The following is a 22,370-nucleotide window of genomic DNA, read 5'->3' on the forward strand; positions in this document are numbered from 1 at the left end:
AAATCAAATAAAGAAGTCTTTGAGGCAAGGTGCGAGGGGAACCTCAATTCCTGACCGGCGGTATAATAGTCCGCAAGCTCTTGAGAGCAGATCCGGTGATATTCCGGAACCGACAGTAAAGTCTGGATGGGAAAAGACAGTATATTGATAGCTATTGTGTATGTTATCAAATATTTGGAATGCTAAAGGGACTATGTATATAGTCCCTTTTTTGTGTAGAGGTGAGCCATGACACATATGACAACTGATGAAAAATATATGGCAAAAGCGATTGAATTAGCAGAAAAAGCAAGAGGATGTACATCTCCAAATCCAATGGTAGGAGCTCTCATTGTAAAAGATGGGCGCATCATTGGTGAAGGATATCATCAAAAAGCCGGCGAGCCTCATGCAGAGGTGTATGCATTACATCAAGCTGGTATGGATGCTAGAGGAGCTACCTTATATGTGACACTAGAACCGTGCTCACATTATGGAAAAACACCGCCATGTGCTAAGCGCGTAATAGCTGCAGGTATCTCTAGGGTTGTCATTGGTATGATTGACCCTAATCCATTAGTAGCGGGTAAAGGCCTAGCTATGCTACAAGAAGCGGGCATAGAAGTGGAGATTGGCGTTTTAGAACGGCAATGTGTGGAAATGAATGAAGCTTTTATTACATACATTAAAACGGGTAAGCCTTTCGTGATTTTAAAATCTGCCATGTCCATAGATGGAAAGATTGCTACTGCCAGTGGTGAATCAAAATGGATTACCAACGAAGAAGCAAGGCTCGATGGTCATCGTATTCGTAAAGAAGTAGATGCTATGTTAGTAGGGGTAGGTACGATTATAGCGGATGACCCATTACTAAGTTGTCGTCTTCCACAAGAAACCGTAGAAAATCAACCGCATTTATACATTCTAGACTCTCAAGGTAGAACTCCACTAGATGCAACCATTTGGACAGTACCTAATCGCAATATAACAATATTTGTTGGCGAAGAGTGTGGGCTAGAACAAATGGGAGATTTCAGTGATAAGGGAGCAGAAGTTATTGTGACGCCATCCAATGAAAGAGGTTTAGACATTTCCTTTATTTTGGAAGAACTAGGTGCTCGTCAATGTATGAGTTTACTCATTGAAGGTGGAAGCCAAGTGGTGGCTAGTTTTGTAGAAACTAAATCTTTTGATAAATTGGTAACCTATATTGGGAATCGTATTATTGGAGGTATTGGAGCTACACCAGCTGTGGGTGGTTTAGGCTTTTCTAGTTTAGATGAAGCAGTACAGCTAGATATTGATGAAGTGATGGCTGTTGGTGATAATATGAAAATAATTAGTTATCGAAGAGGAAGAGAAGGCGTTTATGTTTACGGGGATCATTGAAGAAATAGGGACCATACAGAGTGTAAAACGTTCCCAAAGCTCGCTTACCCTTGAAATTGCAGGAACTATAATTTTTGATGATTTAAGAATTGGTGATTCCGTAGCGGTCAATGGTGTATGCTTAACAGCCACGAACATAGGAGCCCAAAGATTTACAGCAGATGTGATGCCAGAGTCAGTTAAAATGACATCATTAATAAATCTTTCAGCAGGAAGTAAGGTAAATTTAGAACGAGCTATGGCTGCCAACGGTCGTTTCGGTGGCCACGTAGTGGCAGGGCATGTGGACGGTCAAGGCAAGATTATCGGTAAAGATCATGTGGGTAATTCCATTGTGTTCCGTATCGCTGCCGATGATGCTATTCTACACTATGTTATATACAAAGGGTCTATCACTGTGGATGGAGCTAGTTTGACTGTTTCCAAGGTGGGAACTGGTTGGTTTGAAATTTCTATTATACCTCATACGATTGGAAACACTATTTTGCAATATGCTACTATTGGTACTACAGTGAACTTAGAAACAGATATTTTTGGCCGTTATATTGAGCATTTTATGAAAGAAACTCATCTGGAGTCTACTAATACTAGTACAGTGACGATGGATACTTTAGTGCGTAACGGCTTTTTATAGAAAGGATGATATTTATGTCCTATACATTAAACTCTATTGAAGAAGTAATTGAAGACTTAAAAGCAGGAAAGCCTGTGATTATTGTAGATGATGAAAGTCGTGAAAACGAAGGTGATTTAGTTTTGGCTGCTGGATTTGCTACTCGTGAAAGCATTAACTTTATCATCAAAGAGGCTCGAGGTTTATTGTGTACACCGATGTTGGAAGGTGATTTGCTACGACTTGGTATTCCTCAAATGGTAGAAAAGAATACGGATAATCATGAAACAGCGTTTACTGTATCAGTAGACCATGTGGATACGACCACAGGCATTTCTCCAGAAGAACGTGCTGTAACGATGCAAAAACTCATTGATCCAAATGCAAAACCAGAAGATTTTAGACGTCCTGGACACGTATTTCCGTTGCGTTACAAAGAAGGTGGAGTATTAGTACGCCAGGGCCATACAGAAGCATCTATTGACCTTTGTAAACTAGCTGGATTATATCCTGCGGCAGCAATTTGTGAAATTACCAATGATGAAGGCTATATGTCACGTATGGATGATTTATTGGCTTTCAGTAAAAAACATAATTTAAAGATTGCTTCTGTAGAAGCTTTAGTGGAATACAGAAAGCGACACGATAGATTAGTAAGCATTGCAGCAGAAACAAAACTACCTACAAAGTTCGGTGATTTCCGCATCATTGTGTTTAAAAATGAAGTAGATCATAAAGAACATCTTATGATTGTAAAAGGTGATGTACGTGGAAAATCTGATGTGTTGATGCGTATTCATTCTGAGTGCTTAACAGGAGATGTATTTGGTTCTCATCGCTGTGACTGTGGGGAACAATTGGAAAATGCATTGCGCTCTATTGAAGAGCAAGGCGAAGGCATCGTTATCTACATGCGTCAAGAAGGGCGTGGCATTGGATTAACGAATAAAATTAAAGCCTATACACTACAAGATCAAGGGTACGATACAGTGGAAGCCAATGTGAAACTAGGATTTCCTCCAGATATGCGTGAATACTCTTTAGCAGCACAAATGTTACGTGAATTAGATGTAAAAAGTGTTAAGTTGTTAACGAACAATCCAGAAAAGAAAGAGGATTTAGAGCGTTGGGGAATCACTGTATCTAAGCGAGTTCCTATTGTGATTAAAGCAAATAGTATTAATGCAAAATATTTAAATACAAAAAAAGAAAAAATGCGTCATATGCTGTAATAATATATGAAAATAACACCTAATAAACAGTGTGCTTAGGTCCATATATGTCTTATATGAATAAAGGAGAATTACAATGATTCAAGAAGGTAAATTAATAGGTACAGGTAAGAAATTTGCTATTATAGGTTCCCGTTTTAATGAGTTCATCACATCTAAATTAATTAGCGGTGCGAAAGATGCATTATTGCGTCATGACGTGCAAGATAGTGATATTACTACTATTTGGGTACCAGGTGCTTTTGAAATTCCTTTAATTGCTCAAAAAGCGGCGAAAAGTGGCAAATATGATGCTGTCATTTGTTTAGGTGCAGTCATTCGTGGTGCTACTACCCATTACGATTATGTATGTAATGAAGTGGCAAAAGGGATTGCTCATGTATCCTTAGAATCCGGTGTCCCTGTTATGTTCGGTGTAGTCACAACAGAAAACATTGAACAAGCTATCGAACGTGCTGGTACAAAAGCCGGTAATAAAGGATTTGATTGCGCTATGGGTGCTATTGAAATGATCAATCTATTGGAATCTATATAGAAAGAAGGATATCCGTGGATTTTATTAAACGTTATACAACAGCAGAAGGATTGCGGCTATCCATTGCCGTAACTACTGATACAGTAGAAGAGGCGAGAGTTCGCCATGATTTGTGGCCGGTAGCAACAGCTGCCTTAGGTCGTACTATGACTGGGGCTATGTTAATGGCTAGTGATTTTAAAAATGATGAAAATGTAAGTATCCGATTGCGTGGTGATGGACCTTTGGGCATTGTTCATGTGGATGCATTCAGTAATAACACTGTACGAGGATATGTGGACCATCCCCATGTAGATGTACCACTATTGCGAGAAGGAAAGCTTGATGTAGGGGCTGCTGTAGGGCGTAATGGAGAGGTTCAAGTGACTCGGTTTACTAAACTTCGTCAAAACTATACTTCCCAAAGTCCGATTCAAACAGGTGAAGTGGCGGAAGATTTAGCCTATTATCTAGCTATGTCTGAGCAAGTAGGTTCTGTTCTTAGCCTAGGTGTACTAGTGGATCCAGATTACCATACGATTGTAGCAGGTGGTTTTTTAGTACAAGCTTTACCGGATGTAACAAATGATGCATTTGATAAAATTGAAGCAAATTTGAAAACCATTGGACCTGTGACTAATTATTTGAAAGCAAATCCTAATGCGGAACACTTGATGGAACGCATTTTGGATGGATTTACTGTGCAAGAGGTCTATAGTGAGCGTATTCATTTTGCATGTCCTTGTAGTCGAGAACGATTTTTTGATCGATTAGCAAGTTTGCCAATGCATGATAAACAAGAATTAGCCCAAGATGAAGTGACAGAATTAACTTGTCACTACTGTAATGAAAAATATCGCTTTTCTAAGGAAGACATGCAAACCTTATTAATCGAAGAAACACATTAATGCTACTTGTTTCTATGGAGGGACCAGTATGAAAAGTATTGAATGGAATGGATCAGAAGTTATTATCTTAGATCAAACGAAATTACCTGCATCTTTGGAATATGTACGTTGTACTGACTGGCGTCAAGTGGCTGAAGCCATTAAAATGCTTCGTGTGCGCGGGGCCCCTGCTATTGGTGTATCAGCCGCCTATGGATTAATTCTTGCCTTCCGTGAGAGCTATCATCGTGGTGGGGCTAGTGCAGAGATTTTGTCTGAATTTAGAGCTTTTGCGGAAACCTTACGCCAAACTAGACCGACAGCTGTTAATTTAATGTGGGCTATTGATCGAGTATTGCGTATTGTAGATACTTTCACAGGCGATATTGGCGAGTTAGATGCGGTTCTTGTAAAAGAAGCTATCGCTATTGATACTGAAGATGTTGCCTTAAATGAAAGCATGGCAAAACATGGAGCTACATTATTCCAAGATAAAGAAACATATCGTATTTTGACACATTGTAATGCAGGAGCTTTGGCTACAGCAGGGATAGGCACCGCATTAGGAGTGATTCGAGAAGTCCATGCACAAGGTAAATTGGATCGTGTGTATGCAGATGAAACAAGACCGTTATTGCAGGGGTCTCGACTAACTGCTTTTGAACTTCATGAAGATGGTATTCCTGTGACATTACAAACAGATAATATGGCTGGTTATGCTATGCAACAAGGTCTTATTGATGCAGTGATTGTGGGGGCTGACCGTATTACTTTAGAAGGTGATGTGGCCAATAAGATTGGCACATATAGTGTTGCCGTATTAGCCAAACATCATAATATTCCATTTTATGTAGCCGCTCCGTATAGTACATTCGATTTCTCTATGGCAAGTGGTAAGGATATTCCTATTGAAATGCGTAATCCTCAAGAGGTACTGCAATTCCAAGGCGTTCCTTCAGCACCGCAAGGCATTGAAGTATTGAATCCAGCTTTTGATGTAACACCTCATGATTTAGTGACCGCTATTATCACAGAAGAAGGTGTGTTGCGACCTCCGTTTAATGAAAGTATTCGCAATTTACAAGAAAAGAAAAGGAAATAGGAGTTGAACATGGTTGATGTTGTTATCACACATGTAGATGTGTTACAAGAAAATTCAATTGTAAGAGATATTGCCATTGTCATTGAAAATGGATATATTAAAGAATTTGTTTCTAATGATGCTGTACTTCAAGCTAAAGAAGTGATTGATGGTAGAGGTATGCTAGCAGCCCCAGGAATGGTAAATACGCATACTCATATTGCTATGGGCTTATTGCGTAATTACGCAGATGATTTGGAGTTAATGGATTGGTTGCAAACTGCTATTTGGCCAGCAGAAGCTAAATTGAATAATCACTTAGTCTATTGGGGTACACAGTTAGGTATTGCAGAAATGTTCCGTTCTGGTACTACTTGTTTTAGTGATATGTATTTCTTTATGGATCAGACGGCTGAGGCTGTGAAAGAAACAGGTATTCGTGCCGTTTTATCTCGTGGTATGGCTGGTGTGGCACCTACGGCAGAACAAGCTTTAGTAGAAAGTAGAGAATTATTCCTTAACTATCATGGATATAATCAGCAGCAAATTAAAGTTATGCTAGGTCCTCATGCACCATATACTTGTCCCGATACTTATTTAGAACGAGTGGTTCAACTAGGTCATGATTTAGGGGCACAAGTTCATATGCATTTAAGTGAAACAAAAGGAGAAGTGGAAAATGTTATAAAAGCTACTGGTAAAACTCCTATTGCACATATGAATGACTTAGGCTTGTTTGATTTAGGTTGTTTAGCAGCCCATTGTGTGCATGTAACAGATGAAGATATGGATATTATGAAAGAAAAATCTGTTCGTGTAGCTCATAATCCACAATCGAATTTAAAATTAGCCAGTGGTATTGCACCAGTGCCAGAAATGCTTGCTAAAGGAATTGTGGTAGGCTTAGGTACAGATGGTTCTGCTAGTAACAATAATGCAGATATGCTAGAAGAAGTGCGTTTAGCAGCTATGCTACATAAAGCTCGTTTATACGATCCATTGGCAATACCTGCTCAAACGGCTTGGGAGCTTGGTACAGTCATGGGAGCTAAAGCATTAGATTATAATGATTTGGGCATATTAGATGTAGGATATCGGGCAGATATTGTATTGTATGATACGTCAGGATTGCATTGGCAACCACGGTATAATGATGTAGCATCCTTAGTGTATGCGGCCAATTCATCAGATGCTACTACCGTTCTTGTGGGTGGTAAAGTAGTGATGAAAGATAAAGAATTATTGACTATTGATGAAGAAAAGTTGCGTTATGAAATACAACAAGCGCAGGCGATCTTTCAAGGGTAATGCTACCCATCAGTGTATTCCGACATAGTAGTTATATATAATTCCTATGCTGTGATCATGGGTCATAGTAGCGTACTAACATTATGAAAGTTTAATAGGTATAACCTATATAAGCGAGGTCTTTATGACCTCGCTTTTAATTGACAAAAAATATCAACTATTATATTATAACAGTAATTGATTTAACAATTCGTAAATTTAAGTAACAAGTGAGCAAGTGCTCAATATATAGTATTCGGATAAGTTCCATTTTCCTTAGGGAAAGTGGATTTTTTTATTAGGAGGAAACTAATGCGATTGTGGAATGCAGTAGCTTGTGCCTCTGTTCTATGTGGTTTGATGGTGCTATCAGGGTGCTCTTGGACTGCTGATACGCCAACAGCAGTGACTCAAGAGACATCAACAAGAACGGAAATTGACAAGACGGGAACTTCTGTGACTATGCCAAGTCATCCCAAACGGGTTGTCATCTTAAATACAGCCAATATTGATATGTATTTGGCCGTTGAAGGAACTATTGTGGGGCGTATGGATGCTGCCTCTTTGACAGGAGAGTTACAAGAAAAGGTAAAAGACATTCCCTCTGTAGGGAACACATACAATCCTGATGTAGAAAAGATTATTAGCCTAAATCCTGATTTAGTGATTGGAATGAATATAGCAAATCACATAAAACTTCGGGAGGCTTTAACATCAGCGAACATTCCGTTGTATATTAATGATTTAGATTCCTTTGAAGATGTCAATCGATCCTTGCAACTATTCGGCGAGCTAACGAACCATCCAGATATAAGCAAGGTGCAAATAGAGAAAATTAATACTGTATTTTCAGACTATCAAGCGAAAATAAAGGATAAGCCACATCCTAAAACATTGTTGTTACTGGGTACACCAGGTAATCTAAACGTCAGCACAGATCATTCTTTCAGCGGTAAATTGTTAGATACATTAGGTGCCGATAACATTGGTAAATATATGAAGAGCGAAGCGCCTTATGTACCACTGAGTTTAGAATTTATACAGGAACAAAATCCTGAGCGAATTATTTTTGTAGTTATGTATCCTGATCCTTCGATTAAAGAGTCTTTTATAAAAGAAATGCAATCAAATCCAGCTTGGCAACACGTACAAGCAGTAGAAAATGGTCAGATTCACTATGTTCCAGGTGGTTTATTCGCCTTAAATCCTGGCACACGGATTACGCAAACACTGGAATTAATGTACAAAGCATTATATGAATAAATATATTAGGAGGTTTTATCATGAATAAACTTTTAAAAGCATCCTTATGTGGAGCTATTTTCAGTACTTTATTAGCACCTGTATATGTAACACATGCAATGGATACAAGTGATAATAATATAGTAGTTATTACGGCATCAAAACGAGAAGAAACTATTAAAAATAGTCCTGCTGCGGTACAAGTTATTACTCAATCAGATATGAAACGATTAGGGGCAGATACAGTAGAAAGTGCTTTACAATTAGCTGATAATATTAATTTATCAGAAGCAGGCATGACTGGTAATCAGGTAATGATTCGTGGTATGGAATCACGCCATTCCCTTGTACTCGTAAACGGCCGTCGCTTAGCCGGTGAAGATGCATCTAATACGACGAATGTGTACACCTTGCGCCGCATTAATTTAGACCAAGTGGATCGCATTGAAATTGTCCGTGGATCATTCTCTGCTTTATATGGCTCAGATGCTATGGGCGGTATCATTAATATTATTACGAAGCAGCCTACCGATATGTCACAATCTTTAGGTGTATCTAGCGGTACTAAACATGAGCAAGCACATTATACGTTTAATAGTGGGGCTCAAGATCGTTGGAATGCAAGTTTCAATGTGAATGTGACGAAAGAAAGACCTATCAATCGACATATGGCAGATCAGACTTTCAATGAGAGAACAAAACAATTAACAGGCTATACTGAAGGATATCGTCGTATCATGTATGGTCATAAACAATCCTATAATAGTAGTGTTATTTATGATTTAAAAAATGCTAATCAAAATAAAATTAAAGTAGATTTTAGTTATTTTAAAGAAAAGCTACAAACTGATAATGCTGATAAATATACGACTGTATTCCATAAAAGTGGAATGGTATTTGCAGCAGCCCCCAAAATGGTACCTGTCAATTTGAATAAGACAGAATATTTCGATAATAAGAGTGTACAAACGGGTATTACTTACAGTGGTAAAACCAATAGAAATAATTATGAAATAGGAGCTTATTATAGTCAATTAGATAAAAATTATCTAATGACAGATGACCGTACTTTACCTGAAGGTATTATCAATGTGATGATGCCAAGTAAACCACCAAAACCACCAACATCATTGAAGTTTGATTATCAGTCCTTATATCCAGCTAGTGATTACGATACGGCTAAGTACAAAAATATTGTCCTCGAAGGAAAGGACACTATGTATGTAGGGGATCATCATAATGTAACATTTGGTGGTGAGTATCGACGTGTCATCTATGAAGGTACACGCCTAGGTGGATTAGATGCACATAAAATGAAACAAACTAAAAAGTTTCATTATGATTCTTGGGCAACCTATGTAGAAGATTTATGGCAAGTAAATCCAAAACTATCTTTCACACCAGCTATTCGGTATGAACATAATAGTCAATTTGGGCATAATGTAACACCAAAAGTGGGTGTAGTCTATGGAATCGATACACATACACGGGTAAAATTTAACTTTGGTAAAGGATACAAAGCACCAAGTATTTCAGAATTATACTTAAATATGTTCCACACAACACCAATGGGAGTGTTGAATATTGTAGGAAATCCAAATTTAAAACCTGAAACTTCTACATCTTTGGATGTTGCCTTAGAAGCTGAACGTGGTAAAACATTTGGTAAAGCCTCCTATTATCATACAAGAGTAAGGAATCTAATTGATAGTCATCGTATCCAATCAGATGTGGTAGGAGTATCACAACGCCATCAATACTACAATGTTGGTAAAGCAAAAATACAAGGTTTTGAAGTCACTTTAGGTCATAAAATAACCGATAAATTTACAGTAAAAGGTACTTATAATTTGGTGGATGCTAAAGATATGAGTACTCATGAACGTTTAAGTAATCGTCCGCGTTCTATTAGCACGTTACAGCTGATTTATGATGACCATAAATCCAATGGATATAGTGCTGTATTATGGAATAGCTTTACACATAAATATGGTTTTGAAGAAGCGCGAAATCGCGGTGCTAATAGTTATAATGAATATTCCTTTAACACATTGAACTTCAGTGTGAACAAAAAATGGAATAATGGATTATCTGCCTACATAGGAATTGATAATCTATTAAATCGTGAAGTTCATGATTTGTATATTGATGGTCGTATGTATCGCATGGGTATGGAAATGACCTGGTAAGATAAAATCCTAGAGAGTATAGGGGACTAGGCTTGACAAATATATGTCAACTGCTTATAATATCTGTATGTGCGTATATAAATTACCTGCACTTCCATTATACGTTTTGGAGGGGGGGATATAGATGTCAGAAATTAAAGTCGGTAAAAATGAATCGCTTGAAAGTGCACTTCGTCGTTTTAAACGCTCCTGCCAAAAAGCAGGTGTTTTATCTGAAGTACGCAAACGCGAACATTACGAAAAACCAAGCGTAAAAAGAAAGAAAAAATCTGAAGCAGCAAGAAAACGCAAATTCAAAGCGTAAGTCAATCTTGGAGGTACAACATGTCCTTAAAAGATCAGCTTAAAACAGATATGAAAGAAGCTATGAAAGCTCGCGAAGCGGGTAAGGTTGCTCTTTCAGTCATTCGCATGGTAAATAGCGCCATAAAAAATACAGAAATCGATAAGAAAATTGAATTAGAGGATTCAGATATTATCGCTATATTAGCGAAGGAAATGAAAATTCGTCAAGATTCTTTAGCTGAGTTTGAGAAGGGTCATCGTGATGACTTGATTGCTCAAGTAAAAGCTGAGATGGAAGTATTAGCAAAATATTTGCCTGCCCAATTAAGTGAGGAAGAAGTTCGTCACATTGTGGTAGAAGCGATTTCCACCCTAACTGCACCGATTAAGATGGGTGACCTTATGCCATTGGTAATGCCAAAGACTAAGGGCTGTGCAGATGGCAAGTTAGTCAATGCAATTGTCAAAGAAGAACTTGCAAAAGTCAACTAATGAGTTGACAGACTTATTTGATTATGTTACTATAATCGCATAATATAATACTAAGTCAATGAGGACTCTAAGAAACATAGTTTCTTAGAGTCTTTTTGTTTATTATGAGGAGGTTTATCATGAGCAAAGAATTATTATACTACATTCCAGCGGGCCAATATGGTAAAGAAGGTGTTCTTGCCTTACTAGAACAACATCCAGAAATTCGTTTTGTATCTTTAGTAGGGGTTGATCTTGCAGGTAATGATACAGATGAAAAAATTCCAATGGAGCAATTCTTTGATGATTATGAATCTTTTTTTGAAGGTCGTGCGGTACAAACAGATGGTTCTTCTGTTGTATTAACTAATATTGCAACATTGAACAATGCCCGTGTAGATATGTGGGGCGATCCAAGTGTGAATTGGTTTGTAGACTATAACTATGAACATATTGATGAAAAAACAGGTAAACCAACTGGTACACTTCGTATTCCAGCATTCTTAAAACACTGTGATCGTTATGTAGATTCTCGTTCTATCTTAAAACGTAGCTGTGAATATGTAAAAGAAGAATTGATGAAATTATTACAAGCGAACCAAGTGAAAGGCATGGAATTTATCGATGCTAATGAAATCGCTGACGTTATCTTTACATCTGCTACAGAATTGGAATTTTGGGTGAAAACACCGTCCAGAAATGTAGATGCAAAAGCGTTATCCGTATCTCAAAAACTACAAGAGCAATACTGGCAACGTACTCATGGTTCCGTGCGTACAGCTTTAGAAAAAGCAGTATCCTTATTGGATAAATATGGTTTACATGCAGAAATGGGCCATAAAGAAGTAGGTGGGGTAAAAGCCAAACTTGACGATGAAGGTAATGTGGACTGGGTATTAGAACAATTAGAAATTGACTGGAAATATACAAATAATCCATTGCAAACAGCAGATAATGAATTACAAGCCCGTATCATTGTTCGTGAAGTGTTCCGTGAAAATGGTTTAGATGTTACTTTTAATGCGAAACCAATCATCGGTGTAGCAGGTTCTGGGGAGCATACACATTTTGGTGTAATGGTGAAAATGAAAAATGGCAAAGTCCACAATTTGTTCTCCCCAGCGGATTTACGTAAAGAACATGCTAGCCCATTGGCATATGGTGCTATTATGGGTCTATTAAAACACTACGAAGCTATCAACCCATTTATTTCCTCCACAACAGACTCCTTGAATCGCTTAAAACCAGGCTTTGAAGCACCTGTATGTATCGTAACATCCTTGGGTACAGATCCTGCATTGCCAAGTCGTAATCGTACGATCCTTTGTGGCTTGATTCGCGATGTGGATACACCGATGGCAACTCGTTTTGAATTGCGTTCACCAAACCCATATACGAATACATATACTGCATTAGCATTGATTTATTTATCTGCTTTCGATGGCATGAAATATGTCATCACATCTGGTAAGGCACCAGAAACGATTTTAGCTGAATTATCCAAAAAAGAAGGGGAAGCAGCTGACTATCTAGAAACATCCCGTGAATATCGCTCAGAAGTGGATGTATTTGATGATTTTACAGCAGAAGAGCGTGATCGTAAATTTGGTAAAGCCCCTGCTACTGTATGGGAAAATATCCAAGGCTATACAAACAATCCAGAAAAAGTAGCATCTTTAACATTGGGTGGTGCTTTTGAACAAGATTTAATGGATTCCTTTATGGCGGGTATTTTAAAACGTTGGACATTGGAACTAGCAAACCGCATTGTGCCAGCTAATATTCAATTAGTGCGCTCTTTACAAGCTGTTCATGATACAGCAGATGCATTTGATAGTGCAAACTGGAATAAAGTCAATACATTACGTTTATACTTGGCAAAAGATAGTGTAGATAGCAAATCTTTATTCACGCGCATCACTGATGCATTGGCAAAAGGTGATTATGATACAGCATCTACATTGCAAGTTGAAATGAATGAAAAAGTGCTTGAATTAGAAGCGTTATATGCAGAATATACTCGTAATATTCTATAATAGGTACTTAGTATAAAAAAGGACTGACCACAACATTGTGTTCAGTCCTTTTGTTATGATAATCTATAATCTTTCTCCAGTATTAGGCTCTTTACCATATCGAACGACTAATACTAAACTGATGACTAAGGCCAAGATAGCAGAAGACCAAAGAAATAAATCTATAGCAGATTCATGAGATACAATAATCAGTCGAATGATGGCAGTAATGCCGATGTAGATAAAGTAACGAAGAGGGAAGTGGAAGTTGTTTTTAAAATATTTTACCACTAAGGATAAGAATTCAAAAAATAGAAAGAAATTAATAATTTCTTCTAAAAATGTAATATATGCCACTTCGGTTGTAAATAAACCTGGTATGAGCGTTACAATATGAAATGCTGTATTCAAAACAGCTACAGTTAATACAATGCCGATAGAGAATAGAGTGAAGTTTAGAACCCACTGAAAAAATGTAGATATTTGTTGTAAAAAATAATTCATTTGGACCTTTCCAATAAAAAAGGGTGGAGTGACGAATCACTGCACCCTTATGTATTTACTTAGTAACAATTAAACTAACGCTTTAGTTGCCGCTTCAGCTGCATCGAAGTTAACAGCAGATGTTACTTCTGGCACGTATTCTACATAACGAACTACATCGTCTTTGTCGATAACAACGATACCACGAGATAATAAGCGTAAGCCTTCAAGAATGAAACCATAATTTTCACCGAAAGAAAGGTCGCGGTGGTCAGATAAAGTTTCAACTTGGTCGATACCAGCAGCACCACACCAACGTTTTTGAGCGAATGGTAAGTCTACGGATACAGTCAATACAACAACGTTTTCACCTAATTTAGAAACGTTTTGATTAAACCAACGAGTTTGCGCATCACATACGCCAGTATCCAAAGATGGTACTACAGAAATAACTTTAACTTTACCAGCATAATCCGCTAATGTTTTTTCACCTAAGCCATTGTCTAATAGTGTGAATGCAGGAGCTTTATCACCTACTTTTACTTCTTTACCTAATAAAGCGATTGGGTTACCTGCAAATGTTACTACACCTGTACGTTTTTCCATTGTATGTTCCTCCTTAAAATACGGAATATTATCTTTTGTATAATGACATTATAACATGGTACAATAAAATTAGTAAATAAACTTTATCGAAAAAAATCGAAATTATCATAGAATGGGGGTACTTATGAAAGGTTTTCATTTATTCCGTTACTTTTTCAAAGATCATTCGTATAAATATATTATTGGAATCATATTACTACTTACCATAAATGGGTTATTCTTACTGGTTCCTTCTTGGATGGGGGAAGCTATCAATACATTATATGTTGGCAAAGATGGAATCTGGCAGTATGTATGGTGGTTTATCGTATTAGGCATTGTTATTACTGTGTTAAAATTTATCTCTCGTCATATGCTTCTAGGTTCTATCCGCAATTTTGAGTTTTATTTGCGTCGAGAGTTATTTCGTCACGCCTTACGCATCCCTACATCTTATTATGATGAACATGGTCCAGGAAAAGTTATGGCTTTGATGACAAATGATGTAACCTCTCTACGTGTGTCTCTGGGATTAGGGGTTATGTTATTTGTAGATGCCTTATTCTTTGGGGTCATTGCATTTTGTATCCTTGTTCAAAAGATGTCCCTCTGGTTAGCAGTGGTGACTATATTGCCGATGCCATTTATTGTGTATGGCATGTTGAAGCTTTCAAAACATTTACGAAGTCGTCAAAAGAAAGCACAAAGTTCCTACAGTGATGTGACAGAATATGCTCAAGAGTTATTTTTAGGTATGGCAGTCATTCGTGCATTCAACAAGGAGTATACAAGCTGGAAACGGTTTATAAAAGTGAATGAAAAGAACTATGAAAATAATCTAGATGTGGTGCGTATTGATTCCTTACTGACTCCATTAACGTATATGGCACCCTTTGTTTGCTATGCACTTAATATGTATGTGTGTGGTCAAGCTATCATCAATGGAGAACTAACAGTAGGCGAATTTGTGGCACTTAATGGGTATGTCATGCTTGTTATAGGACCTATCATGGCGATTGGCTCTTTAACATCTGTATTGCAAAAAGGTTTGGCCTCCTTGGAACGAATGGAAGAGTTCTTTGAACTTCCTCAGGAAGAAATTCAAGAACAAGTAGGGCACTTACCACTAGAAGATATACATATAGAGGGGTTAAACTTCGCCTATGCTACTAGCAAGGAACCAATTTTAAAAGATGTATCTATGCATATTCCAAAAGGAGCTTTTATTGGTATCGTTGGTGGGCCTGGATCGGGAAAGTCTACTTTATTTAAGTTATTATTGGATATTCAGCATGCCCCTAAACATAGTATCTATTTTGGTTCTACCGATATTCAAGATATTCCGCTTAGTACATTACGTCATAGTATCGCCTATGCATCATCCACGCCTTCTTTACTAAGTGTATCCATTAGAGAGAATATTCAATTTGGTTATACAAAGGGAAAAGATTTGTCAATGACTATTGAAGAAGCTGCTCAACGGGCGGGTTTGTTTAGAGATTTAGAGGAACGTATTGAAGGGAATCGTAAGTATGATCACTTAGAAGAAGGTGGTACCGATGTATCTGGAGGACAACGACAACGAATTTCTTTGGCTCGTGCATTCTTTAAAGATGCTCCTTACTTGCTTTTAGATGATGCTTTCTCTGCTTTAGATGCTCATAGTTTATGTCATATCTTAGACACATTGCGATCTAATACAGAACAAACTATTATATGCATTTCACAGCGCTTAGAGGCCTTAGAAGGTGCAGATTGTATTTATGTGTTCCACGAAGGTCATATCGTTGAATCTGGTACGCATTCAGAATTATTACAACAAAAAGGTATGTATCATCAGTTGGTGATGTTGCAAAAGCGAGGAGATAGCCATGAGAACTAAACAAAAAACAGATTATCATGTGCTATTACATTTGTGCACATTTATAAAACCGTATATGGCCTATATGTGTCTTGGTGTTTCTATGTTACTTCTAGTGCTAGGAGTGCAATTAGTACGACCAGTTATTATGAAAGAATTTATCGATGTAGGCGTGGCGACTAAAGATATGGGTCTCATAACGAATTATGCAGTCGCTTATATTGGATTAATTTTATTTGGAATGATTGCATTAGGTGTTGAAAACTATGCTTTGCAAAGTTTTGGACAACGTATCATCTATGATATTAGAAATAAAATTTTTGAAAATATATTAACTATGAGTCCTAGAGAGTTTACGGCGTATCCTGTAGGAAATTTAGTGACAAGAGTTACCAATGATACAGAGTCGATTCGCACCTTATATACAGAGGTGCTCGTAAAAATAAGTAGTAGTATCTTTCAAATTATTGGCATTTTAGCGTTTATGTTCCTTATAGACACTACATTGGCTACCATAGTATTACTATTAGTGCCTGTATTTGCTGGGGTTATTTTTATCTATCGTAAGTATGCTAGAAAAGCTTTCAGAGGCGTTCGTAGTAAAGTGGCTGCATCCAATGCATCCGTACAAGAAATGTTAAATGCTATTTTGATGATTAAGACCTATGTAGGTGAAATTATCATGGAAAAAAGCTACGATAAGGTAAGTCGAGAGTTTCTAGAGGCAGGCCTATTTGAGGTAAAAACATTTGCTATTTTTAGGCCAATTGTAGATGGATTATTCTTTGTAGCTCTTATTGCTATTTTTACTGTGACTGGATATTTTGATTCTATTACGGAGGCAGGCACTGTTTTTGCATTTTTACAATATATTAATCGGATTTTTGAACCTATCAAAGAAATTGCTGAAAAATATGGTAACTTACAGTCTGCCTTAGCAGGAGCAGAACGTATTTTACCTATGTTGGAAAGTGAAACTAAGCAGGTAGAAAAGAATATTGTGATACCAAAAGAATTTTCTTCTATTCATTCTATCGAGTTTGATCATGTCTATTTTTCTTATGATGGAACAGAAAATTACGTATTGAAAGATATTAATTGGTCCTTACAGGAGGGGGAATTCTTAGGAATAGCAGGTCCATCCGGTGGGGGTAAGTCCACGATGATGCAATTATTACTTGGTTTTGAACAGCCTACCAAAGGATGTATTCGTATAAATGGACATGATTTGAGTTCATTAGACGCAAGGATCATACGCCAATCAATGGGCTATGTATTCCAAGACTCCCATTTGTTTAAAGGTTCTATTGAAGAGAATATTTCTTTGTTTGATAGTTCTATTACAGAAGAAATGATAAAAGAAGCTGCTAAACGGGCTCATTTAGATAGCTCTGTACAGCGTTTGGAAGAGGGATATCAAACACCTGTAGGATATTTAGGATCTTTACTTTCACAGGGACAACGCCAATTATTGTCTTTGGCTAGAACCTTGGTACAGAATAAATCATTATTAGTATTTGATGAGGCTACTTCCAATATAGATAGTCACACAGAAGAATTATTGCAACAATCGATTGCAGATATGAAAGGTGATAAAACGATGATTGCCATAGCACATCGTTTGTCAACGTTACGTGATGCTACAAAAATTATTGTCATATCCGATGGTGAAATTGTAGAACAAGGTACCTTAGAGGAAGTGCTAGGCCAAAAAGGTTTGTTTTATCAATTATGGAATGCATAAAGAAAGGGTATTATGGAAGATATTATTTCACGAGATAATAAAAAAATTAAGCACATTGTACAATTATATAAACGAAAATATCGTACTACGCATCAGGAATTTGTAGCTGAAGGATATCGTACAGTCATAGATATGCTGCCTACTGGTACAGTACGGTATGTCATTGTCAACATAGAATCCATAAAACAGGAACAGTTAGAGCCATTGCTATCCTTATGTGACATCTATGACGTCCAGGTATTTTCCATTTCAGATAACCTATGGAAAGGGATTGAAACAACAGTTCATGGACAAGGGATAATTGCTGTAGTATGTCAAAAAGTACATCGACTAGAAGATTTTCGTGTAAAAGAGAATGGTCTATATGTACTCATTGATGGAGTACAAGATCCAGGCAATTTAGGAACTTTAATACGAACTGCTGTTGGTGCTGGTGTAAGAGCTATGTTTTTAACATCTAATACGGTAGATATATACAATGAAAAAACAGTGCGTAGTACTATGAGTGGATTGTGTAAATTACCGATTTATACAAATGTCACAAAAGATAGTGTAGTAAAGCTTATAGAAGAGCAAGGAATCAAATTGTATGGAACTGTTTTAGAAGATAGTGTTAACTATGGAGAACCAAGTTATGCAGGGGCCACTATGATTGCTCTAGGAAATGAAGCAAATGGTATTTCAGAGGATATATTACAGTTGGTTACACAGAGAATTTCTATCCCCATGTATGGTCCCATGGAATCTCTGAATGTTGCCATAGCTGGAGCTTTGTGCATGTATAAAGTACAAGAAAGAAAACTTTGTCTATCCAAATAGCAATAATTTTGGTAGAATAAGAATACAATTATCCATTTAGTGCGTACAGGAAGGTAACTATGAAACGTCTAATTGTGAATGCAGATGACTTTGGTTTACATCCTCTTATTAATGAAGGAATCCTAGAAAGTCATCAACAAGGAATAGTAACAAGTACGTCTTTATTGGCATCTGGAGACTATTTTGAGGATGCCTTATCATTATCTAAGACAACGCCCACACTAGGCGTGGGATTGCATGTTTGCTTGGTCGGGGGGCTTTCTCCTGTTTGTGATCCTAAGGAAATTCCAAGTCTGTTGATAGATGGTAAATTTCCTATGACACACACAGAATTTATAAAACGGCTGTATACCGGACGTATAAAAGGTTCTGAATTGCGAAAAGAAATTGAAGCACAATTTCAAAAAGTAATGTCTACAGGATTACCTATAACACATGTAGATGGACATCAACATATGCATGTACTACCACAAGTGTTGCCTATAGTGGCAGAACAAATGAAGCGCTATGGTTTAACTAAGATTCGTATGCCCGATGAAACTCCATTTTTAATGAATGGTGTGTCTTCACTAGGTCGTTGGATTGGTAAAGTAGGGCTAACGGTTATCACACAACAAGCCTACACTATATCTCGTGATTTTGGATTTTCATCGCCCCTATATTTTTGGGGTATGATGAATGGTGGTCAATTGAGAGAAGAAGCTTTGTTAGCAATTTTAAAAAAAGTTGCTAAGAAACAAGGGGTCCATGAAATTATGACACATCCTGGTAAAGATAATCATACACTCCGATCCTTGTATGATTGGGGCTATCATTGGGATGAGGAACGAGCGGCTATGACATCTGCTAGAGTAAAAGAATATATTGCTACTCATGATATTAGTCTCATCCATTATGGACAATGGACTGAAGGAGAACGTTCATGAGCACCATGGCAAAGCGAGGAATCTTCATTGGATTTTTACTCCTTATTGTGTCAGGTATAACAATTTATTTTACAATTGATTTAGATTCATTAGCTACATTAGGTACATTTAACTTTACATCTTTATTGTTGGCAATGGTAGCACTTGCTTTAGGTATGTACTTTGATGGTTTGCGGCTACAACGGTTGGTACGTATGGGTGGATATAGTTTATCCCTAATTGCTATTCTACGAGTTATATTTGGTAATTATTTTATGGCTATGCTAACACCTGGTGCTAGTGGTGGTGCGGTAGCACAGGCTTTGATTTTACGGTCTTATCATGTACCTATCGGTAAAGCAGCACCTATCGTGTTAGTGCGAACTGTATTTTCTATTTTATTTTTAATAATCATGTTACCGTTTATTCTGGTAACAGAGCCTATCGATGTACCATATATTACTAATTCTCAATTGATAGGTATATCAATCTTTGTTGTGATTTCAACATTTATGGGAATGTATCTATTACAAACGCGACTTATGAAATGCTTAGTAACTTGGATATGTAAGATAACAAAAAAAGGAAACCCAAAAGGTTGGCTCATTAAGTTGGATGAATTTAATGGAGGACTTAGTTTATTATATGCAAATCCTATGCAGTCCTTTATCGTCTTTATTGAGTCTGCATTGAGCTTATTATTTTTATATGCTATTGCGCCAGCATTGATGTATGCGTTTACTTCAGATATTAGTATTGTTGAAATCTTAAATCGTATGATTTTATTAAATTTAATTTTATATTTTGCTCCTACACCAGGTGGAACAGGCGTTGCAGAAGGATTATTTGTGTATTTATTTGCTTCTTTTGTGCCAATTGGAACGGTGGGGCTAGTTGCAGTGGCGTGGCGGATTGTAGCAGAATATGTTCCATTTTTTATCGGTATGTATTCCGTATTTACTCTATATGGACAACACATCGCAAGTTCCGTTTCCACTAGTAGTGAAGAGGTGTAGTTATGGCTGTGAAAGGCAAAAAAGACAAATTTTATTTAGTGAATGAAGTAATCTTACCAGAAGCGATTAAAAAAACAATTAAAGTAAAATCTATTTTACAACTAGGAGAGGCTAAGACAATTAATGAAGCTGTTGAAAAAATGGATTTAAGTCGCTCTGCTTATTATAAATACAAAGATTATGTATTTCCATTTTATGAACTTTCACAAGGTAAAATTGTGTCAATTAACGCACTGATATCTAATGAGTCTGGTATGTTATCTAATATCTTACGGATTATTGCAGATTATAATGGCAGTGTGTTAACAATTAATCAGAATTTACCGCTACAAGGTGTAGCACATGTGAATATTTCCTTTGAAACGAAGGAATTGACATTACCAGTAGAAGATGTTTTGCACGAAGTACGACAATTAGAGGGTGTTATTAAGGTGGAACTAATTGGTCAAGCCTAGTGCCTAAGGAGATTTAGAATGAAGCAAGGCGTAAAGATTGCCCTCTTGGGTTTTGGTACTGTTGGACAGGGTACAGTTGAACTATTGACTAAAAATTTAGATGTCATACAAAATCGTATTAGTGTACCAGTAATAGTAGATAAAATTTATGTGAGAAATCCAGATAAATATAGTCATGTTGCACTACCTGCAACAGCTGCGTTTGTAACAGACTATAAAGAAATTTTACAGGATTCATCTATAGATATTGTAGTAGAAGTAATGGGTGGTACTACCTTTGCCCGCACTTGTATTGAAGAAGCCATTATTGCTGGAAAGCATGTGGTGACTGCTAATAAAGATTTATTGGCGGAAGCTGGTCCCTATTTAATGGAGCTAGCTACAAAGCATCATGTGGACTTACGCTTCGAAGCGAGTGTGGCAGGAGCGATTCCAATCATCCGCGCCTTATATGATTCCTTTGGCAGTAATCAAATTACAGAAATTATGGGTATTTTAAATGGTACTACTAACTTTATTTTATCTAAGATGAGTGAAGATGGATTAGGCTATGAAGAAGTCCTAAAAGAAGCACAAGACCTTGGCTATGCAGAAGCAGATCCTACATCTGATGTGGAAGGCTATGATGCAGCACGTAAATTAGCCATCTTAGGTTCTATTGCCTTTAATAAACGTATCTTCTTTGAAGATGTAAGTTGTGAAGGGATTACGCAAATTGATGCTAGTGATATCCAATTTGGTAAAGAGTTTGGCTATACTATTAAGTTATTAGGCATTGCAAGAGAAACGAAAAAAGGTTTGTCTTTAAATGTACATCCTGCCTTTATTGCCAATACACATCCATTAGCCTCTGTACGGGGTTCTTTTAATGCTGTATTCTTACGTGGCAACGGTTTTGATGAGGCTATGTTCTACGGTCGTGGAGCTGGTAGCTTACCAACAGGTAGTTCTATCGTGAGTGACGTGATGGAAGTAGCTCGTAATGTAGTACAAGGAAAAACAGGGGAAATGAAGCAGTTCTATTATCCGCAAAAAACAATGTATAGTTCTAGTAAAATTGAATCTGCTTACTACATTCGTATGACTGTGGATAACTCAACAGGTGTATTAGCAAAAGTAGCTACCAAATTAGCAGAACAACGCATCTCTGCTCATTCTGTTATCCAACGTAAAGCAGATAATGATACTGCTACATTAGCGATAATTACTTCTAAATGTCCTCATGCGTATATTCAAAATCTAATTGATTCTTTCAACCATTTACGTGTAGTTAGAGAAGTGGGGAGTGTCATCCGCATCATGGTTGAATAAAGGAGTG

21 protein-coding genes and 1 riboswitch are annotated in these 22,370 nt (G+C 37.1%); of the genes, 19 read left to right on the plus strand and 2 right to left on the minus strand.

Features of this window, described 5'->3' with window-relative positions; genetic code table 11:
* Nucleotides 1–11 precede the first annotated feature (11 nt).
* Nucleotides 12–142: riboswitch (FMN riboswitch) on the plus strand.
* A gap of 95 nt (nucleotides 143–237) precedes the next feature.
* The 12 genes from ribD to EO119_RS00460 all read left to right on the plus strand — a co-directional run bounded on the left by ribD (nucleotide 238) and on the right by EO119_RS00460 (nucleotide 13,205).
* A complete protein-coding gene (ribD, locus tag EO119_RS00405) occupies nucleotides 238–1,368 on the plus strand; it encodes a bifunctional diaminohydroxyphosphoribosylaminopyrimidine deaminase/5-amino-6-(5-phosphoribosylamino)uracil reductase RibD (protein WP_038144635.1) in 1,131 nt (376 codons plus the stop codon).
* The gene (locus EO119_RS00410; RefSeq protein ID WP_009353516.1) at nucleotides 1,349–2,002 is read left to right on the plus strand and encodes a riboflavin synthase; all 654 of its coding nucleotides are present in this window, start codon (nucleotides 1,349–1,351) and stop codon (nucleotides 2,000–2,002) included. Before ribD ends, EO119_RS00410 begins: the two co-directional genes overlap by 20 nt.
* 14 nt (nucleotides 2,003–2,016) lie before the next feature.
* Complete coding sequence (locus tag EO119_RS00415) at nucleotides 2,017–3,213, plus strand: bifunctional 3,4-dihydroxy-2-butanone-4-phosphate synthase/GTP cyclohydrolase II (RefSeq protein ID WP_126940270.1); 1,197 nt, start codon at nucleotides 2,017–2,019, stop codon at nucleotides 3,211–3,213.
* 76 nt (nucleotides 3,214–3,289) lie between these two features.
* Nucleotides 3,290–3,748, plus strand: coding sequence for a 6,7-dimethyl-8-ribityllumazine synthase (gene ribE / locus EO119_RS00420; protein WP_126940271.1), 459 nt, complete (start codon nucleotides 3,290–3,292; stop codon nucleotides 3,746–3,748).
* Nucleotides 3,749–3,762: 14 nt separating this feature from the next.
* Entirely contained in the window at nucleotides 3,763–4,635 is an 873-nt protein-coding gene (hslO, locus tag EO119_RS00425) for an Hsp33 family molecular chaperone HslO (RefSeq protein ID WP_009353508.1), read from the plus strand.
* A gap of 28 nt (nucleotides 4,636–4,663) precedes the next feature.
* Nucleotides 4,664–5,716, plus strand: coding sequence for an S-methyl-5-thioribose-1-phosphate isomerase (gene mtnA / locus EO119_RS00430; RefSeq protein ID WP_126940272.1), 1,053 nt, complete (start codon nucleotides 4,664–4,666; stop codon nucleotides 5,714–5,716).
* 9 nt (nucleotides 5,717–5,725) lie between these two features.
* Nucleotides 5,726–7,003, plus strand: a complete 1,278-nt coding sequence (locus EO119_RS00435; protein WP_126940273.1) for an amidohydrolase — start codon at nucleotides 5,726–5,728, stop codon at nucleotides 7,001–7,003.
* Nucleotides 7,004–7,294: 291 nt separating this feature from the next.
* The gene (locus tag EO119_RS00440) at nucleotides 7,295–8,245 is read left to right on the plus strand and encodes an ABC transporter substrate-binding protein (RefSeq protein WP_126940274.1); all 951 of its coding nucleotides are present in this window, start codon (nucleotides 7,295–7,297) and stop codon (nucleotides 8,243–8,245) included.
* Between the two features lie 20 nt (nucleotides 8,246–8,265).
* Nucleotides 8,266–10,413: a TonB-dependent siderophore receptor gene (locus EO119_RS00445; protein WP_126940275.1), complete on the plus strand. Its 2,148-nt coding sequence runs from the start codon at nucleotides 8,266–8,268 to the stop codon at nucleotides 10,411–10,413.
* 124 nt (nucleotides 10,414–10,537) lie between these two features.
* Complete coding sequence (gene rpsU / locus EO119_RS00450) at nucleotides 10,538–10,717, plus strand: 30S ribosomal protein S21 (protein WP_009353131.1); 180 nt, start codon at nucleotides 10,538–10,540, stop codon at nucleotides 10,715–10,717.
* 20 nt (nucleotides 10,718–10,737) lie between these two features.
* A complete protein-coding gene (locus tag EO119_RS00455; protein WP_126940276.1) occupies nucleotides 10,738–11,190 on the plus strand; it encodes a GatB/YqeY domain-containing protein in 453 nt (150 codons plus the stop codon).
* A gap of 119 nt (nucleotides 11,191–11,309) precedes the next feature.
* Nucleotides 11,310–13,205 (plus strand): glutamine synthetase, encoded by a 1,896-nt coding sequence (locus EO119_RS00460; protein WP_126940277.1) that lies wholly within the window; start codon nucleotides 11,310–11,312, stop codon nucleotides 13,203–13,205.
* Between the two features lie 63 nt (nucleotides 13,206–13,268).
* Here the strand turns inward: EO119_RS00460 and EO119_RS00465 are convergent, their stop codons facing one another.
* A complete protein-coding gene (locus EO119_RS00465; protein WP_038144480.1) occupies nucleotides 13,269–13,688 on the minus strand; it encodes a phosphate-starvation-inducible protein PsiE in 420 nt (139 codons plus the stop codon).
* A gap of 69 nt (nucleotides 13,689–13,757) precedes the next feature.
* Nucleotides 13,758–14,273, minus strand: coding sequence for a thiol peroxidase (tpx, locus tag EO119_RS00470; protein WP_126940278.1), 516 nt, complete (start codon nucleotides 14,271–14,273; stop codon nucleotides 13,758–13,760).
* A 124-nt stretch (nucleotides 14,274–14,397) separates the two neighbouring features.
* Between tpx and EO119_RS00475 the strand changes: the two genes are divergently transcribed.
* Genes EO119_RS00475 through EO119_RS00505 form a run of 7 tightly spaced genes read left to right on the plus strand, consistent with a single transcriptional unit; the run spans nucleotide 14,398 to nucleotide 22,363 of the window.
* The gene (locus EO119_RS00475; RefSeq protein ID WP_126940279.1) at nucleotides 14,398–16,134 is read left to right on the plus strand and encodes an ABC transporter ATP-binding protein; all 1,737 of its coding nucleotides are present in this window, start codon (nucleotides 14,398–14,400) and stop codon (nucleotides 16,132–16,134) included.
* Nucleotides 16,124–17,857 (plus strand): ABC transporter ATP-binding protein, encoded by a 1,734-nt coding sequence (locus EO119_RS00480; RefSeq protein WP_126940280.1) that lies wholly within the window; start codon nucleotides 16,124–16,126, stop codon nucleotides 17,855–17,857. The genes EO119_RS00475 and EO119_RS00480 overlap by 11 nt, the downstream gene beginning before the upstream one ends.
* A gap of 12 nt (nucleotides 17,858–17,869) precedes the next feature.
* Complete coding sequence (locus tag EO119_RS00485) at nucleotides 17,870–18,676, plus strand: RNA methyltransferase (RefSeq protein WP_126940281.1); 807 nt, start codon at nucleotides 17,870–17,872, stop codon at nucleotides 18,674–18,676.
* A gap of 59 nt (nucleotides 18,677–18,735) precedes the next feature.
* Nucleotides 18,736–19,602, plus strand: coding sequence for a ChbG/HpnK family deacetylase (locus EO119_RS00490; protein ID WP_126940282.1), 867 nt, complete (start codon nucleotides 18,736–18,738; stop codon nucleotides 19,600–19,602).
* Nucleotides 19,599–20,597 carry a lysylphosphatidylglycerol synthase transmembrane domain-containing protein gene (locus tag EO119_RS00495; protein WP_009353790.1) on the plus strand — a complete coding sequence of 333 codons (999 nt, stop codon included), beginning with the start codon at nucleotides 19,599–19,601 and terminating at the stop codon, nucleotides 20,595–20,597. Before EO119_RS00490 ends, EO119_RS00495 begins: the two co-directional genes overlap by 4 nt.
* Before the next feature lie 2 nt (nucleotides 20,598–20,599).
* A complete protein-coding gene (locus EO119_RS00500; protein ID WP_062402832.1) occupies nucleotides 20,600–21,052 on the plus strand; it encodes an ACT domain-containing protein in 453 nt (150 codons plus the stop codon).
* 18 nt (nucleotides 21,053–21,070) lie between these two features.
* Nucleotides 21,071–22,363 carry a homoserine dehydrogenase gene (locus EO119_RS00505; protein ID WP_126940283.1) on the plus strand — a complete coding sequence of 431 codons (1,293 nt, stop codon included), beginning with the start codon at nucleotides 21,071–21,073 and terminating at the stop codon, nucleotides 22,361–22,363.
* The last annotated feature ends 7 nt before the right edge of the window (nucleotides 22,364–22,370 follow it).

This window comes from Veillonella sp. CNR 79/14 (assembly GCF_003992185.1).
Lineage (GTDB): Bacteria > Bacillota > Negativicutes > Veillonellales > Veillonellaceae > F0422.